The sequence below is a fragment of the Leifsonia sp. PARNA 1/14 genome (assembly GCF_055720965.1).
Genome location: NZ_JBVQSP010000002.1, coordinates 473,345 through 489,364, shown reverse-complemented (window position 1 = coordinate 489,364; position 16,020 = coordinate 473,345). Strand labels below are relative to the sequence as shown.

16 protein-coding genes are annotated in these 16,020 nt (G+C 66.3%); 6 read left to right on the top strand and 10 right to left on the bottom strand.

Features of this window, described 5'->3' with window-relative positions:
• Positions 1-96: 96 nt before the first annotated feature.
• The 5 genes from rplI to AC0HS0_RS07345 all read right to left on the bottom strand — a co-directional run bounded on the left by rplI (position 97) and on the right by AC0HS0_RS07345 (position 3,472).
• Positions 97-549, bottom strand: coding sequence for a 50S ribosomal protein L9 (gene rplI, locus AC0HS0_RS07365; RefSeq protein ID WP_472962832.1), 453 nt, complete (start codon positions 547-549; stop codon positions 97-99).
• Positions 550-563: 14 nt separating this feature from the next.
• Positions 564-827 (bottom strand): 30S ribosomal protein S18, encoded by a 264-nt coding sequence (gene rpsR / locus AC0HS0_RS07360; RefSeq protein WP_018189012.1) that lies wholly within the window; start codon positions 825-827, stop codon positions 564-566.
• Between the two features lie 65 nt (positions 828-892).
• Entirely contained in the window at positions 893-1,405 is a 513-nt protein-coding gene (locus tag AC0HS0_RS07355) for a single-stranded DNA-binding protein (protein ID WP_472962829.1), read from the bottom strand.
• A 4-nt stretch (positions 1,406-1,409) separates the two neighbouring features.
• On the bottom strand, positions 1,410-1,784 hold the full coding sequence (gene rpsF / locus AC0HS0_RS07350; RefSeq protein WP_055922121.1) for a 30S ribosomal protein S6: 375 nt from the start codon (positions 1,782-1,784) through the stop codon (positions 1,410-1,412).
• A gap of 248 nt (positions 1,785-2,032) precedes the next feature.
• Positions 2,033-3,472, bottom strand: coding sequence for a CCA tRNA nucleotidyltransferase (locus AC0HS0_RS07345; protein ID WP_472962828.1), 1,440 nt, complete (start codon positions 3,470-3,472; stop codon positions 2,033-2,035).
• Positions 3,473-3,600: 128 nt separating this feature from the next.
• On the opposite strand from AC0HS0_RS07345, the gene AC0HS0_RS07340 reads away from it, so the two are divergent.
• From AC0HS0_RS07340 to AC0HS0_RS07315, 6 genes are all read left to right on the top strand, one after another.
• Positions 3,601-5,880 (top strand): DUF6049 family protein, encoded by a 2,280-nt coding sequence (locus AC0HS0_RS07340; protein WP_472962827.1) that lies wholly within the window; start codon positions 3,601-3,603, stop codon positions 5,878-5,880.
• Complete coding sequence (gene murJ, locus AC0HS0_RS07335; RefSeq protein WP_472962826.1) at positions 5,873-7,480, top strand: murein biosynthesis integral membrane protein MurJ; 1,608 nt, start codon at positions 5,873-5,875, stop codon at positions 7,478-7,480. Before AC0HS0_RS07340 ends, murJ begins: the two co-directional genes overlap by 8 nt.
• A gap of 83 nt (positions 7,481-7,563) precedes the next feature.
• Positions 7,564-8,547, top strand: a complete 984-nt coding sequence (trxB, locus tag AC0HS0_RS07330) for a thioredoxin-disulfide reductase (RefSeq protein WP_472962824.1) — start codon at positions 7,564-7,566, stop codon at positions 8,545-8,547.
• A gap of 14 nt (positions 8,548-8,561) precedes the next feature.
• Positions 8,562-8,888 (top strand): thioredoxin, encoded by a 327-nt coding sequence (gene trxA, locus AC0HS0_RS07325; RefSeq protein ID WP_055922107.1) that lies wholly within the window; start codon positions 8,562-8,564, stop codon positions 8,886-8,888.
• A 143-nt stretch (positions 8,889-9,031) separates the two neighbouring features.
• A complete protein-coding gene (locus AC0HS0_RS07320) occupies positions 9,032-10,354 on the top strand; it encodes an aminotransferase-like domain-containing protein (RefSeq protein ID WP_472962822.1) in 1,323 nt (440 codons plus the stop codon).
• A 28-nt stretch (positions 10,355-10,382) separates the two neighbouring features.
• Complete coding sequence (locus tag AC0HS0_RS07315) at positions 10,383-11,339, top strand: D-alanine--D-alanine ligase family protein (RefSeq protein WP_472962820.1); 957 nt, start codon at positions 10,383-10,385, stop codon at positions 11,337-11,339.
• Positions 11,340-11,828: 489 nt separating this feature from the next.
• On the opposite strand, the gene AC0HS0_RS07310 is transcribed toward AC0HS0_RS07315, so the two are convergent.
• The 5 genes from AC0HS0_RS07310 to yidC form a co-directional block, all read right to left on the bottom strand.
• Entirely contained in the window at positions 11,829-12,782 is a 954-nt protein-coding gene (locus AC0HS0_RS07310; protein ID WP_472962818.1) for a ParB/RepB/Spo0J family partition protein, read from the bottom strand.
• Positions 12,782-13,699, bottom strand: a complete 918-nt coding sequence (locus tag AC0HS0_RS07305; RefSeq protein ID WP_472962816.1) for a ParA family protein — start codon at positions 13,697-13,699, stop codon at positions 12,782-12,784. Before AC0HS0_RS07305 ends, AC0HS0_RS07310 begins: the two co-directional genes overlap by 1 nt.
• Before the next feature lie 142 nt (positions 13,700-13,841).
• Positions 13,842-14,471, bottom strand: a complete 630-nt coding sequence (gene rsmG / locus AC0HS0_RS07300; RefSeq protein WP_472962814.1) for a 16S rRNA (guanine(527)-N(7))-methyltransferase RsmG — start codon at positions 14,469-14,471, stop codon at positions 13,842-13,844.
• A 14-nt stretch (positions 14,472-14,485) separates the two neighbouring features.
• Positions 14,486-15,043 (bottom strand): Jag family protein, encoded by a 558-nt coding sequence (locus AC0HS0_RS07295; RefSeq protein ID WP_472962812.1) that lies wholly within the window; start codon positions 15,041-15,043, stop codon positions 14,486-14,488.
• A 5-nt stretch (positions 15,044-15,048) separates the two neighbouring features.
• Positions 15,049-16,017 (bottom strand): membrane protein insertase YidC, encoded by a 969-nt coding sequence (yidC, locus tag AC0HS0_RS07290; RefSeq protein WP_472962811.1) that lies wholly within the window; start codon positions 16,015-16,017, stop codon positions 15,049-15,051.
• Between the last annotated feature and the right edge of the window lie 3 nt (positions 16,018-16,020).

The window sequence follows — 16,020 nt, the reverse complement described above, 5'->3', positions numbered from 1 at the left end:
CCGCCCCCCCCCCCCCCCCCCCCCCCCCCCCCCCCCCCCCCCCCCCCCCCCCCCCCCCCCCCCCCCCCCCCCCTACACTGTGCTGTTCCGCGACCGCTACTTGGCGGCGACCACCTGCAGCGAGATGACGGCCGAGAGGTCGTCGTGCAGGCGAACGGTGGCCTCGTGGTCACCGATCACCTTGATCGCGTTGGGGATCTCGATCTTGCGCTTGTCGAGCTCGCCGAGACCGGCGGCCTTGACCGCGTCCGCGACGTCGCCCGTCTTCACCGAACCGAACAGACGGCCCTCGCGGCCGGCCTTGACGACGAGCTTGACGCGGGTCGCCTCCAGCTTCGCCTTGAGGTCCTGAGCCTGCTCGATGGTGTGCAGCTCGCGAGCGGCGCGCGCCGCCTTGATCTGCTCGACCTGCTTCTCGCCACCACGGCTCCACGCGATCGCGAAGCCCTGGGGGACGAGGTAGTTGCGTGCGTAGCCGTTCTTGACGTCGACGACGTCACCGGCGGAGCCGAGGCCGGTGACCTCGTGCGTGAGAATAACCTTCGACATTCTGTCTCTTCTCCTTAACGGCCAGAGCCGGCGTAGGGGAGGAGAGCCATCTCACGCGCGTTCTTGACGGCACGGGCGATCAGGCGCTGCTCCTGGACGGAGACACCGGTGATGCGGCGGGCGCGGATCTTTCCGCGCTCCGAGATGAACTTCCGCAGGGTCGCGACGTCTTTGTAGTCAATGACGCCGACGCGGACGGACTTCGCCGGAGCGGCGTTCTTCCCGTCCTTGCCCTTGCGGATCGGCTTGCGGCGGTCGCCGCTCGACTTTCCAGCCATGATTTCCTTTGCTTTCCGCCTGACATGGCCGCAGCCTGCCAGGCAAACTCAGTTGGAGGGACCCTTTAGAACGGGGTCTCGTCGTTGTAGGAGCCCGGAGTGTTCCAGACGTCGGCGCCCGCGGACGGGTCGGCCGGCGCGGAAGCGGCCCACGGCTCCTCGACAGCGGGAGCACCGCCACCGAAACCGCCACCGCCGCCAGGGCCACGGGACGACTGCGTTCGCGTCACCTGGGCGGTGGCGTAACGCAGCGACGGACCGATCTCATCGATCTCGAGCTCGATCGAGGTGCGCTTCTCGCCCTCTTTCGTCTCGTAGGACCGCTGCTTGAGACGGCCCTGAGCGATGACACGGGACCCCTTGGTCAGCGAGCCTGCGACGTGCTCGGCGAACTCGCGCCAGACGCTCGCGCGCAGGAACAGTGCCTCACCGTCCTTCCACTCGTTCGCCTGACGGTCGAACGTGCGGGGCGTGGATGCGATGGTGAAGTTGGCGACAGCCAGCCCGTTCTGCGTGTAACGCAGCTCGGGGTCGGCCGTGAGGTTGCCCACCACGGTGATGACGGTCTCGCCGGCCATCGGACTAGGCGCCGGCCTTCTCGGAGGAGGACGCAGCCTTGCGGGCGGCCTTCTCGTCGGCGCGCTGCTGGGCGGCGGCGACCTGGGCGATGGCCTCCTCGGCACGGAGCACCTTGGTGCGCATGACGGCCTCGCTGAGCTTCAGCTGGCGGTCGAGCTCCTTCGTGGTGTCACCGGTCGCGGTGAGCTGCACGACGGCGTAGATGCCCTCGGACTTCTTGTTGATCTCGTACGCCAGGCGGCGACGGCCCCAGATGTCGACGTTGTCGATCGTTCCGCCGTCGTTACGAACGACGTTGAGGAACTTGTCGAGGCTGGGAGCTACGGTGCGCTCATCGATCTCGGGATCGAGGATGACCATCAACTCGTACTGATGCATGACTAACCCACCTCCTCTGGTCTCAGCGGCTGCAGACGTTCTGCAGCAGGAGGGTTTGACATCGGTTGCATGGGCAGGACTCCGCCCGGGCAACTTATCAAGGGTAACGGATGCGGTGGTTCCGCGCCAGCTGAGACGCTGCGGCGCCTGCGTGAGGGTGTCTGTCATGCTCATGCGTCCAGCATCGCGTCGCGATCACCGGCCGAAGGGTCGCTCGATCGAATCCGTGGAGAACGCGAGCGACCATCTCACTGTGGAGGAGTCTGGCGTTCATCCCACCAGGTCAGCAGCCGGCGCGTGGCCTCCTCTTCGCCCAGCGGGCCCTCGTCGAGCCGGAGCTCGAGGAGGAACCGGAGCGCCTGTCCGACCTCCCTGCCCGGCCGCAGGCCGAGGATCCGCATGACCTGCTCCCCATCGAGGTCCGGCCGGACGGCTTCGAGCTCTTCCTGAGCCTGGAGCTCCGTGATCCGTCGCTCGAGGTCGTCGTACGCGAAGCCGAGCCGGTCGGCCTTGCGTCGATTGCGCGTGGTCACGTCCGCCCTGGTGAGCATGTGCAGCCGCTCCAGCTCGGGGCCCGCATCTCGCACGTAGCGGCGGACGGCGGAATCGGTCCAGTGGGCGTCGGAGTAACCGAAGAATCGGAGGTGCAGCTCGATCAGCCGTGCGACCGAGTCCACCGTCGCCTTGTCGAAGCGCAGCGCCGTCAGACGCTTCTTGGCGAGCTTCGCTCCGACCAGGTCGTGGTGGTAGAAGCTGACGGCGCCGCCGGCCTCGAAGCGACGGGTCGCCGGCTTGCCGATGTCGTGCAGGAGCGCGGCCAGGCGCAGCACGAGGTCGGGGGCGGTTCCCGGATGGCGCTCTTTCTCGTACCCGATCGCCTGCTCGAGCACGGTGAGGCTGTGCTGATAGACGTCTTTGTGGTGGTGGTGCTCGTCGACCTCCAGCCGCAACGCCGGCACCTCGGTGAGGACGTGATCGGCCAGACCTGTCTCGACGAGCAGCTCGACGCCCGGTCGCGGATCGTCGGCCGCCAGCAGCTTGGTGAGCTCGTCGCGCATGCGTTCTGCGCTGACGATCGTGATGCGGTCCGCCATGCGCGTCATGGCATCGCGGGTCTCGTCGTCGACGACGAACCCGAGCTGGGCCGTGAAGCGGGCGGCGCGCATCATCCGGAGCGGGTCGTCGCCGAAAGAGATCTCGGGCGTCGAGGGAGTGGTGATGCGGCGCGCGATCAGGTCCTCTACGCCGCCCGAAGGGTCGACGAGCCGGACCTCCGGAACGCGGAGCGCCAACGCGTTGACGGTGAAATCGCGGCGAAGGAGGTCGCCGTCGAGGGTGTCGCCGAACCGGACCTCGGGCTTGCGGGTCACGCCGTCGTAGCTATCGCTGCGGTAGGTCGTGATCTCGACCGTCTCGTCGCCGAAGCGCGCGCCGATCGTCCCGAAGGCGCGCCCGATGTCCCAGACCGCATCGGCGATCGGGCCGACGACGGCGAGGATGTCGTCCGGACGCGCGTCGGTGGTGAAGTCGAGGTCGTGCACCTCCCGGCCGAGGAGGGCGTCGCGCACCGGGCCGCCGACGAGGGAGAGCTCGTGGCCCGCCGTGGCGAACGCCTGCGCCACCCTCTCCACGGTGGGTGTCGTCGCCAGGGCTCCGAGGCGTTCGAGGGATTCGGCGACGGACTGCATGGTGCCTCATTTTAACGGGACACCTGGCGATACGCCCTTTCCGACCGCCCGCGGTGCTCGCCGGGCTCACAGGGGCCGGCCTCTAGAATCGTCGACATGGAGGCGGAACCGGGATCGTGCGCGGGCGCATGAGGGTACCCGGCCCCTCCCGTCGGGGCACGCCAGTCCGCGGCGCGCTGATCGGCGCCGCGGTCGCGGTGGCGACCCTCTTCGCGACCGCTGCCGCCCCGGCGGCGCCTCCCACCCTCGCCGAAGTCGCGACGGCGACCACGACTGGTTCCCACGCGGTGACCGGCTCGTCTGTCACCGCGTCGATCACGGCGGCCGGCGCAGGCATCCTGTCGCCCGGACAAGACCTGGTCACCTCGGTGACGGTGAGCAACCCGACCGACAAGGCCTATGCGTCGGGCTCGGTGAAGCTCTGGTACGACTCCGACCCTCGCGCCTCCCGCAACGAGCTCAGCTCCTGGCTGACCTCCACCGCCGCAGTCACCGACCGCGTCGACCTCGGGCAGGCGGTCGTCCCCATCCTCGAGCCCGGTTCCAGTGTCGTCGTGCCCGTGACGGTGCCGGCGGCAAGCGTGCCCTTCGAAACCCGGCCCACCTCCGCGGTCTTCGGGATCGGCGCCACCGTCACCGAAGGTGCCAGCTCGGCGGAGGCCCGCGGCTCTGTGGTCTGGTATCCGGGCGGAGCGGCGACCCGATCGGAGATCGGTGTCGTCATGCCGATCATCAGCCCGTCGACCGCGGACGGCCTGATCTCGGCGCAAGACCTCGCCACCTATACGGCGCCGAACGGAGTCCTCACCCGCGATCTCGACGGGCTGCAGAACCACAGCACGGTGGCCGTCGGAATCGACCCGATGATCATCGCGTCGATTCGTGTTCTCGGGAACTCCGCGCCAGCGAGCGCGACGGCGTGGCTCGACCGCCTGAGCGCCCTCCCGAACGACACCTTCTCACTCGGTTACGGTGATGCCGACGTCGCCGGCCAGATCCAGGCCGGCCTCCCCGCCCCGCTCCAGCCGACAGCACTCGGGTACGCGGTCGACCCGAAGAACTTCACGCCGACTCCCACCGCGATCGGCGAACCGCAGACCCCCACTGCGACACCCGCTGCGACACCCAGCCCGACGCCCACTCCTGGAAGCGGACCGACGCTGCCGACGCTCGACCGCCTGCTGGCCTGGGACTACAGCCTCGCCGGAATCGCGTGGCCCGGCGACGCGACCGCGCGCGCCGCAGACCTCCCGCCGCTTGCGACCGCGGGCCTCGGAACCGTCATCGTCTCCGGCAGCAACACGAACGCGGCCAAGCTCGACTCCACCCCGAACGCTCCGGCGCGTTCGGGATCCTCCACGCTCGCAGTGTCCGACCAGCGCCTGTCCGAGGCGCTCCGCCAAGCGATCTCAGCGCCGAGCGATCTGGCCTGGAACAGTGCAATGTCCAAGCTGAACGCGCAGCTGCAACTCGTCAGCTCCGAGAGCCCCACCCCGCACCACCTCCTGATCGCCCTCGACCGGTCGTGGCCGTCGAGCGGCACGCAGCTGCAGCGCACGCTCGACTCCCTCTTCTCCAATCCCTGGTCGACGCCCTCCACGTTCTCGTCAGTCCTGGCGTCGCAGCAGTCGTCGGCTCTCACCCTCACCGATTCCCCGGAATCGCAGACGCGGATCGACGCGATCCACACCCTGCTTCAGGACGAGAAGTCCCTCGACGAGTTCGCGACCATCCTCGCCGACCCGACGACCCTCACCGGGAACACTCGCGCGCAACTCCTCACGCTCCTCGCCGTCTCGTGGCAGAATCCGCGATCCGATTGGACGGCGGCGGTCGCTCAGAGCAGGAAGACGACCGTCTCCACCCTCCACGCGGTCCACATCCTGCCCACTGAGAACGTCAACCTCGTGAGCGCGCAGGGGTCGATCCCGTTCACCGTGAGCAACGAGCTGCCGAACGAGGCGGTGACCGTCGTCCTCAGCGCCTCCCCGTCCAACAGCCGCCTCGAGATCGACCAGCCGACGACGAAGACCATCCCGCAGGACTCGCGGGCGACGATGCTCGTCCCCGTGAAGGCCAAGGTCGGCAACGGTCAGGTGGTCCTCTCGCTGCAGCTCTACAGCCCCACGGGCGTGCCCATCGGCGATCCCAGCTCGGTGACCGTGGAAGTCCATGCGGACTGGGAGGGCATCGGAGCCCTGATCTTCGGCATCCTCGTCGTGCTGCTGTTCGGGTTCGGGATCGTGCGCAACATCCTCCGGCGCCGGGATCAGCGCCGGAACGGCGAGGGCGACGATGACGACCAGGCCTCGCTCGGCGATGAGACCACGGGGAGCGACGGCCCCGGTAGCGATACGACGGCCGAAGGCCCGCAGACTCCCTCCGGCTCCGGAGGCGCACATGGCTAGCGTCGGTCGCGCGAGCGCGATGCTCGCCTCCGGGACTCTCGTGTCGCGGCTCCTCGGGTTCGCCAAGGCCTGGTTGCTCGTGCAGGCGATCGGTGCGGTTTCGTTCGCCGCGAACGCCTACGGCACTGCGACGGCCATCCCGAACAGCCTGTACGCGATCATCGCCCAGGGCATCCTGAACGCCGTCCTGGTGCCGCAGATCGTCCGCGCGTCCGTCAACCCCGACGGTGGACGGGCCTACATCAACAAGCTCGTCACCCTCGGCATGGTCGTGTTCGCGGCGATCGCGGTGGTCGCGACGTTCCTGGCCCCCGCGCTGATCGTGCTCTTCGGTGTGCCTCCCGAGCAGCGCGCGCTGGCGACGGCCTTCGCCTACTGGTCGCTGCCGCAGATCTTCTTCCTCGGCCTGTACACCCTGTTGGGAGAGGTGCTGAACGCGCGTAAGTCGTTCGGCCCTTTCACCTGGGCGCCCGTCGTCAACAACATCGTCGCGATCGTGCTGTTGGTCGCGTTCGTCCTCGCCTTCGGCACGGCGTCTCGCGCCGGCCACGGCGACGCCTGGTCGTTCTGGATGATCGCCCTGCTGGCCGGCGGGGCGACCCTCGGCATCGCCATGCAGGCGCTCATCCTGTTCGTCTTCTGGCGGCGGGTGAGTCTGCGTTTCCGTTTCGACTTCGGTTGGCGCGGAGTGGATCTCGGCACCGCAGGCAAGGCCGCCGGCTGGACGTTCGCCATGCTGATCGCGACGCAGGTCGCGGGGGTTATAGAGCTGAACGTGTCGAACTCGGGCGGACCCGCCTACGCCGGATCGTTCGTCATGCAGAACGCGTGGCTCATCTTCATGCTCCCGCACGGGATCATCGCGGTCTCGATCGTGACGGCCTTCTACACGCGGATGGCCGAGCATGCGCACCGAGGCTCGACCGGCGAGTTCCGGAAGGATTTCTCCTCCGCCGCGCGCTCGATCATGCTGTTCATCGTGTTCGCGTCCGCCGTGCTCATCGTGGCCGCGTACCCGGTGGCACGCGTGTTCACTTCGGATTACCAGGCGATGGGCCTGGTCCTCATCGCGTACCTGATCGGGCTCGTGCCCTTCTCCCTGGTCTTCATGGCTCAGCGAGCCTTCTATTCACTCGGGGACACCCGCACGCCGTTCTTCTTCACGCTCGCCCAAGTCGTCGTCATCGTCGCGGGCGTGCTCATCTGCTTCGCCGTCCCGCCGTCGGTGCGTGCCGCCTCCGTCGCCCTCGTCGTCTCGCTGGCGAGCCTCCTGCAGGCGTTCCTCGCGTTCTGGCTGCTGCGCCGCCGCACCGGGGGAGTGGACGGCACGCGGATCTTCGGTTCACTCTGGCGGTTCCTCGTCGCCGCGGTCGCCGCGATGATCGCCGGCGCCGGCTTCCTGGTGATCCTCGGCGGCGTCACGGCGGGAGCCTTCCCCGTCCGCAATCCGATCACGGCGATCGTCGCCTCCGCTGTCGTCGGGGTCGTCATGCTGATCGTCTACGTCGGTGCTCTCGGAATCCTGCGTTCGCGCGATCTGGAGGCCGGCCTTGCACCGGTTCTGGACCGCGCCGCGCCCCGTTCCTCCGCTCGCAGGTGACACGGAATAGCATCCGCCTAGGATGTGTTCTACAGGTCGGTGCCTCCGGTCGGGAGCACCGCAGACCATCAAGGAGTTCCGCCGTGCGGCAGATCATCATCATCGGTTCCGGCCCTGCCGGTTACACCGCGGCCATCTACGCCGCGAGAGCCAACCTCAAGCCGCTGCTGATCGCCTCCTCCGTCGAGGCCGGCGGCGAGTTGATGAACACCACCGAGGTCGAGAACTTCCCCGGCTTCCCCGACGGCATCATGGGCCCCGACCTCATGTTCAAGATGCAGGCGCAGGCCGAGAAGTTCGGCACCGAGGTCGTCCTCGACGACGTCGTTTCGGTCGACCTGACCGGTGATGTCAAGACCGTGACGCTGGGTTCGGGTGCCGTGCACGAGGCTCTGTCCGTGATCTTCGCGACCGGCTCCGCCTACCGCAAGCTCGGCCTCGAGGACGAAGAGCGCCTGTCCGGGCACGGAGTGTCCTGGTGCGCCACCTGCGATGGCTTCTTCTTCCGCGAGCGCACGATCGCCGTCGTCGGCGGTGGCGACTCCGCGATGGAGGAGGCGAGCTTCCTGACCCGCTTCGCCGACAAGGTGTACGTCATCCACCGTCGCGATTCGCTGCGCGCCTCCAAGATCATGCAGGACCGCGCGTTCGCCAACGAGAAGATCGAGTTCATCTGGAACTCCGAGGTCGTCGGCATCAACGGCGACGAGCAGGTGCGGAGCGTCACGCTGCGCGACCTGCAGACCGGCGAGCAGAGCGAGCTGGAGCTGCAGGGGCTGTTCATCGCGATCGGAAACGACCCGCGCGTGCACCTGGTGCACGGGCAGCTCGACCTGACTCCGGAGGGCACCATCGCGGTCGCCGGCCGGACCTCCAAGACGAAGGTCGCGGGCGTGTTCGCCGCGGGCGACGTGATCGACCCCAGCTACCGTCAGGCGGTCACCGCCGCGGCGTCGGGAACGGTCGCGGCGCTCGATGCCGAGCACTACCTGACGACTCTTCCCGCAGACCTGCTGGAGCGCGCCGAGAGCGCGTCCGGCGATCTCGAACTCACGACCACCGCATAAGGAGAATCACAACAATGTCAGCAGCACGTTCCGTGACGGACGCCACCTTCGAGCAGGACGTCCTCAACAGCGGAAAGACCGTCCTCGTCGACTTCTGGGCGGAGTGGTGCGGTCCGTGTCGCGCCGTCGGCCCGATCCTCGACCAGATCGCCGCCGAGCACGCGGACAAGATCGAGATCGTCAAGCTCAACGTCGACGAGAACCCGCAGACCGCTGCGAAGTACCAGATCACCTCCATCCCCGCGATGAAGGTGTACCAGGGTGGCGAGGTCGTCAAGACCGTCATCGGCGCCAAGCCGAAGCCCGCCCTCGAGCAGGACCTGGCCGCCTACCTCGCGTAGACCGCCCGGCAGCTCTCGCACTCTCAGACCCGTCCGGCGCTCATCGCGCCGGGCGGGTCTTCTGCGTTTCACCGCCTCTCGATTTCCAGAGGGATGAGTCGCGCCCCTAGCATGAATGAAAGACACGAGAAACGGACTGATTCGTGACAGAACAGGGCAGCCCGCGTCAGCAGGGCAACAATCTGGACCCGTGGTATCACCACTACGCGCAGCGCACGAGCGGCCTGGCCGCCAGTGAGGTCCGAGCCCTGTTCGCCGTCGCCAGCCGCCCCGAGGTGGTCTCGCTGGCCGGCGGCATGCCGTACGTCGCGGCGCTTCCCGAAGATCTCGTCGTCGGGGCCATGGACCGGGTGATGCGCGAGCAAGGTCCTGTCGCTTTGCAGTACGGCTCCGGCCAGGGAGTTCCGGCGCTGCGTGAGCAGATCCTCGACGTCATGGCCCTCGAACGGATCAGTGGCAGCGCAGACGACGTGATCGTGACCACCGGGTCGCAGCACGCGCTCGAGCTCTTCAGCAAGCTCTTCATCGATCCGGGCGACGTCGTACTGGCCGAAGGCCCCAGCTACGTGACCGCCATGGTGATCTTCCGTTCGTACCAGGCTGAGGTCGATCACATCCCGATGGATGAGCACGGCCTGATCCCGGAGGCGCTGCGCGAGCACATCGCGCGGCTCAAGGCAGCGGGCCGGCGGGTCAAGTTCCTCTACACTGTCCCGACCTTCCACAATCCGGCCGGAGTGACGCTGTCGTGGGAGCGCCGTCTGGAGATCCTCGAGATCGCGCGGCAGAACGATATCCTCGTGCTCGAGGACAACCCCTACGGCCTCCTGTACTTCGGCGACAAGCCGCCGGCAGCGATGCGCTCCGTCGAGCGCGATGGTGTCGTCTATCTGGGCACCTTCTCGAAGACACTCGCGCCGGGCTTCCGTGTCGGTTGGGCTCTGGCGCCGCACGCCATTCGGGAGAAGCTGATCCTCGCGAACGAGGCTGCGGTGCTCAGCCCCAGTTCGTTCAGCCAACTCGTCATCTCGGAGTATCTGCGAGACGCCGACTGGCGCGGACAGATCGACACGTTCCGCGGCGTGTACCGCGAGCGCAAGGAAGCGATGATCTCCGCCCTCCAGGAGCACCTGCCCGAACTCTCCTGGACCAACCCGAACGGCGGGTTCTACGTGTGGCTGACACTTCCGCCGCACCTGGACTCCAAGGCGATGCTTCCACGCGCCGTGACGGAGCTCGTCGCCTACACCCCTGGTACGGCCTTCTACGGTGACGGATCCGGAGCACAGAACATCCGGCTGTCGTTCTGCTATCCGACACCGGAGAACATCAAGGTCGGCGTGCGCCGGCTCGCCAACGTCATCAACGGCGAGCAGGACCTCCTGGACACCTTCGCGGGCACGGGTCCGCTGAGCTCCCCGCGCATCAGCCGGACCAGTCCCAACCCGCCCACCGACCTCCGCTGACGCGACGCAGCCAGAGAAAGAGCAGATCATGGCCGAAAACGAAGCCCTCGACATCGTCGTACTCGCCGGCGGGATCTCCCACGAACGCGACATCTCCCTCCGCACCGGCCGACGCGTCGCGGACGGCCTGCAATCACTCGGCCACCGGGTGACGGTTCTCGAACCCGACGCTGCTCTACTCGGCTATCTGCGCGAGAGCCGCCCCGACGTCGTCTGGCCCGCCCTTCACGGGTCGAGCGGAGAGGACGGATCCCTTCGCGCTCTGCTCGAACTCGCCGACGTCCCGTTCGTCGGGTCGACCACGGACGCTGCTCGCCTCGCCTGGTCCAAGCCGGCCGCGAAGACCGTGGTTTCACGAGCCGGCGTTGCGACGCCGCAGTCCGTGACACTACCCAAGGAGACTTTCCGAGAGCTCGGCGCCAACAGTGTGCTCGAGACCGTACTGTCGGCCTTCGAAGTTCCGTTGGTGGTCAAGCCCGCACACGGAGGCTCTGCTCAGGGTGTCACAGTGGTAACGGCTTCGGGTGAGCTGCCGCGAGCGATGGTGGACGCCTACACCTACGCGGACGTTGCGTTGATCGAGCGAAAGGTCGAGGGCGTCGAAGTCTCCGTCGCGGTCCTCGACACGGGAGACGGCCCGATCGCCTTGCCGCCGGTCGAGATCGAGCCGCTCGAGGGTGCGTACACTTTCGACGCTCGGTACAACGCGGGGGAGACCCGGTTCTACGTGCCCGCCCGGCTCGAACCGGACGTACTCGAGGCTGTGGCCAATGCAGCAACCTCCGCGCACAGTGCACTCGGACTACGACACCTGTCACGCGTCGATTTGATCGTCGATGCGAATGGTGTCCCGTGGTTCCTGGAGGCCAATGTGCTCCCGGGTTTGACGGAGACGTCGATCATGCCCCAGGCCATCGCCGCCTCCGGTCGCGATCTCGGCGATGTCTACTCGACGCTCGCGGCCGCGGCTATGGCTGACTCCTGAGCGGAGGTTTCACGTGAAACGGGGTTAGCTCGTCCACGTGAGCGGATCTACTGCGGCTATCGGCTCAGCGCAGTCTGCCACGCCGGCCGCTTTGCGCTGACCTACCAGCACCGCAGACCTGAATCGCGGGACCGTCCGGCTTTCCAGATCAGCGCGCTTGGCAAGGGTGAAGGTCGACTTCGGGCCGAGTGGGCTTACTCCGAAGCTCGCGGTGCTGGCTTCGGGAGAAAGGCATCCGCCCGCATTCACTCCGTCCCCGTCGGTGAGAAGTAGTCGCAGCTGCGAGTCTCGTGTCGACGATGACAGTCGTACGATGTCGACCTCGCGGATGGGGGAGTGGATTCCAGCAAAGACCCCAACCAATCCGACCGCCACGAATACGGTGCTCACACGAACGGCAGGGCGCTGCACCAGGCCCCGAGCGCTCAGTACATACCGCCTTCCGCCCGCTGGCCCAGCGCGATCCCGGCGATCAGCGCGGGAAAGGTTTCACGTGAAACGGACGGGAGAGCTGTAGGTCGGCTGGCCGATCTCATCCAGGATGCGGTTCAGATCCTGAATTGTGGCGAAGTCCACCACAATCTGACCCTTCCGTGCGCCTAACGTGATCTTGACGCGCGTATTCAGCCTATCTCCGAGCCGTTCCGCCACCTCGTCGAGGTGGCCACGGTGCTTGCCGGGGGAGGCCTTCGAGCGCGTCGGTTTCGGCGTCCTACTCGCCGCCGCCTCCGCCGCGCGCACTGACAGGTCCTCGTTCACGATCTTGTCCGCGAGTCGGACCATCGCCTCCTCGTCGTCACCGACCGAGAGAATCGCCCGAGCATGACCGGCGCTAAGAACCCCAGCTGCGACCCGCGACTGCACAGGCGCGGGCAGCTTGAGGAGCCGGATCGTGTTCGTGATCTGCGGACGCGAGCGGCCGATCCTCGTAGCAAGCTGCTCCTGGGTGATCCCGAAGTCTGCGAGGAGCTGCTGGTAGGCCGAAGCCTCCTCGAGGGGGTTCAGCTGCGATCGATGCAAGTTCTCCAGCAGTGCATCGCGGAGCATGTCCTCGTCGGCAGTCTCCTTGACGACCGCAGGGATACTGTCGAAACCAAGCTCTTTCGTCGCGCGCAGGCGACGCTCACCCATGATGAGCTCGTACTTGTCCATCTGCCCGGAGAGAGGACGCACGACGATCGGCTGCAATACCCCGACCTCACGAATGCTGGCGACCAACTCATCGAGCGCTTCGCGATCGAACTCCACGCGCGGCTGCGCCGCATTCGGAACGATGTCCGCGGGGGAGAGGTTGGCCAGACGAGCACCCGGAACCGCCACAAGAGTGTCGGTCGCCACCGAGGATGCCTCGGGGAAGAACACGTCGACAGGGCGAGCCGATTGGTCGCTCGTCGGAATGAGCGCTCCGATTCCCCGTCCCAATCCCGTGCGCTTCGCTGCCATTAGCGGGGTACTCCTCTTCGTGCGATTTCTGCGGCCGCCTCCAGGTATGAGAGCGACCCTGACGAGTTGGCGTCATAGCTGATGACGCTCTGACCGTAGCTCGGGGCTTCGGAGATGCGAACAGAGCGAGGAATAATGGTGTCCAACACCTCGCCCGGGAAGTGAGCGCGTACGTCCTCGGCCACCTGGTGCGCAAGGTTGGTCCGGGAGTCGTACATCGTGAGCAGAATCGTCGAAACCTGCAGTTTGGGGTTGAGGTGCCGTTCGATGAGCTGGATGTTCTTCAGAAGCTGACTCAGGCCCTCGAGGGCGTAGTACTCGCACTGGATCGGGATGAGGACTTCGGTCGCCGCCACGAAAGCATTGATGGTGAGCAGCCCGAGCGACGGAGGGCAGTCGATGAGAACGTAATCGATGTCGAACTCATCGAGGAAGCGGTTCAACGCACGCGAAAGCCGCTGCTCGCGGGCAACCATCGACACCAGCTCGATCTCGGCGCCGGCGAGATCGATGGTGGCGGGTATCACGAAGAGCCCGTCGAACTCCGGGCTCTTCTGGATGACCTCTTCGAGTTCCTTGTCGTTGACGATGACGTCGTAGACGCTCGGGGTGCCCTCGCGATGTTCGACGCTCAGCGCAGTCGAAGCGTTTCCCTGCGGATCCAGATCGATCGCGAGCACGCGCGCGCCGGACTTAGCCAGCGCAGCAGCGAGGTTGACGACGGTGGTCGTCTTGCCAACCCCACCCTTCTGATTGGAGATGGTGAAGATGCGGGTGCGCGAGGGAAGGGGGAGCGTGGTCGAAGCTATGGCCTGTCTCCTTCGCGCCAGATCCTGAATCTCCCGAGCCAGGGGAGTAGACCCATCGAAGGACACCTCGCCCACCTCGGTGGGAGCGTCCTGATCAGGTTGTTTCACGTGAAACCTCGTCGCTTGATTCGGTGCACGGCCTGGCCGCGGAACTAAAACTGGAACGCTCAGCGCACCATTCGTCAACTCTAGCTTGCATGCCCCGGTGGGCCGCTCAGCATCGCGGAGCTGTGGAAAACCGCACGGTTACTCAGCGGACCTTGGCCCGAATCACGCGAGTGACATCGTCCAGAATGCCTCCACCGAGAGTCATGACCTCGACGTCGTGGACGGAGTACTTCCGCATTTCCTTGGATGCCGCCTCGACCTCCGCCGCAGCGCCGGCGCCCTTCATTAGAACGAGTTCGCCGCCATCACGGAGGAGTGGAGCAGTCAGCGGGATCAGCTTGCGAAACGCACTCACAGCTCGTGCGGTGACCTGATCCAGCCGGTCGGAGAGTCGAACGTCTTCGGCACGGTCGCGCACGACTGCCACATTCGTCAGCCCCAGCTCCTGTACCTGCTCGTTGAGCCACGCTATGCGGCGCTCCATCGGCTCGATCAACACGAACCGAACGTCCGGACGTGCGATCGCCAGCACGAGGCCGGGCAGTCCTGCACCGCTTCCGACATCGCCGACAGTTCCTGGTCGCAGAAGGGGAGCGACGACTGCGCAGTTCAGGATATGACGCGTCCAGATCCGGGGAAGCTCCAGCGGTCCGATCAGTCCGCGCTCTTCACCCTGCGCTACGAGGTTCGCGGTGAACGCGCGGGCAACCCCGAGCTGCTCACCGAACAGGGATGATGCGACCGCGGGTTCGGTCTCGACAGAATCAGTCACCGTTTCACGTGAAACTACGCGGCGGTGATGACCGTGTGCCGGTCACGTCCCTCGCCACGCGAGTTGGACACATAGCCGCGCTCGGACACGATGTCGTGGACGAGCTTGCGCTCGTACGACGACATGGAGGGGAGTGCTGCTTCGGCGGCCCCCTCCTCGATGCGTGCGATCGCGCGGTCGACGAGCGTCGCGAGCTCGGCCTGACGCGCATCACGAGAACCAGCGATGTCCAGAATCAGTCGCGAGAACTCACCCGTCTGGTTCTGGACAGCAAGGCGCGTCAGCTCCTGAAGCGCGGTCACCGTGTCGGGCTTAGCGAGCAGGTGAAGGTTCGTACCCTCATCCGCGTTCACAGAGATGTACGCCCGTCCGTTTCGGGTGTCGATGTCGATGTCACCATCGATGTCGGCGATGTCGAGCAGTTCCTCGATGTAATCCGCGGCGATGTCGCCCTCACGATCGAGGTCACTTCCCGACGCGGGCGACGACTCCTCGGTCGACCCCGTCTCGTCTGCGGGGGAGTGGATCGCTTCCTCATCGGAAGGCGTGAAATCGGTCTGCACGTCGGTCATGGTCCCTACTTCTTTCCGGCCTGCTTCTTCGCGCGGTTCTTGTTCACCGGCTGAACGCGCTGCGTCGTGATCTTTTGCTGGGGCGCCTCTTCCACTGTCAGCACGACAGCGCCATCCTGCACGAGCTTGCCCTTGCGCGCGAGGCGGGCCTCGCGAGCCTTAGCGGCGTCCGAACCTGGAGTCGGCATGTTCCGGATGACCAGGAACTGCTGACCCATCGTCCAGAGGTTCGAGGTGAGCCAGTAGAACATCACGCCGAGTGGGAACGCGAAACCCGAGAACAGGAACACGAAGGGGAGAAGGTACAGGAGGATCCGCTGCTGCTTGAATTGCGGGCTCGCCTTGGTCTCCGGCGACATGTTCTTCGACACGATCTGCAGCTGGGTGAGGAACTGCGAACCCGTCATGAGTACGACCATCACGGCGGCGATGACCATCACGGCCACCTGCGGGGGGTGCGCGTTCATCGCGCCCTGGAAGCTCTGGTGGAGCGGCGCCACCCCGAAGAGCGTCGCATTGCCGAATTGCTGAGCGAGCGTGGCGTTGAGCGGGCCGACGCCGGCCTTGCCGCTCTGGGCGCCGTTGAGCACCTGGAACAACGAGAAGAACACCGGCATCTGCAGCAGCAGAGGGAGGCAGGAGCTCAGCGGGTTCGTACCCGTCTTCTTGTAGAGCTCCATCGTCTCGCGGGACATCGCCTCGCGCGAGAACTGATCCTTCTTGCCCTTGTACTTGTCCTGGATCTTCTTGAGCTGAGGCGCGATCTCCAGCATCCGTCGCTGATTCTTGATCTGCCGTACGAAGATCGGGATGAGCGCAGCGCGCACCACCACAGTCAGACCCACAATCGCCAGCACCCAGGTGATGCCGGCCGCTGGGTCCATGCCCATTGTCGTGAGCAGCCAGTGCCACGCGACGAGGATGAGCTCCACGACCCACTTGATGGGCCAGAGGATCGTACCGATGATGTCCATGTC

Coding starts and splice junctions, on each gene's coding strand:
- AC0HS0_RS07340 (WP_472962827.1), top strand. CDS start 3,601: ATGAGGGTACCCGGCCCCTCCCGTCGGGGCACGCCAGTCCGCGGCGCG.
- rpsF (WP_055922121.1), bottom strand. CDS start 1,784: ATGCATCAGTACGAGTTGATGGTCATCCTCGATCCCGAGATCGATGAG.
- yidC (WP_472962811.1), bottom strand. CDS start 16,017: ATGGACATCATCGGTACGATCCTCTGGCCCATCAAGTGGGTCGTGGAG.
- AC0HS0_RS07315 (WP_472962820.1), top strand. CDS start 10,383: ATGGCCGAAAACGAAGCCCTCGACATCGTCGTACTCGCCGGCGGGATC.
- rpsR (WP_018189012.1), bottom strand. CDS start 827: ATGGCTGGAAAGTCGAGCGGCGACCGCCGCAAGCCGATCCGCAAGGGC.
- AC0HS0_RS07295 (WP_472962812.1), bottom strand. CDS start 15,043: ATGACCGACGTGCAGACCGATTTCACGCCTTCCGATGAGGAAGCGATC.
- murJ (WP_472962826.1), top strand. CDS start 5,873: ATGGCTAGCGTCGGTCGCGCGAGCGCGATGCTCGCCTCCGGGACTCTC.
- rplI (WP_472962832.1), bottom strand. CDS start 549: ATGTCGAAGGTTATTCTCACGCACGAGGTCACCGGCCTCGGCTCCGCC.
- AC0HS0_RS07345 (WP_472962828.1), bottom strand. CDS start 3,472: ATGCAGTCCGTCGCCGAATCCCTCGAACGCCTCGGAGCCCTGGCGACG.
- AC0HS0_RS07310 (WP_472962818.1), bottom strand. CDS start 12,782: ATGGCAGCGAAGCGCACGGGATTGGGACGGGGAATCGGAGCGCTCATT.
- trxA (WP_055922107.1), top strand. CDS start 8,562: ATGTCAGCAGCACGTTCCGTGACGGACGCCACCTTCGAGCAGGACGTC.
- AC0HS0_RS07355 (WP_472962829.1), bottom strand. CDS start 1,405: ATGGCCGGCGAGACCGTCATCACCGTGGTGGGCAACCTCACGGCCGAC.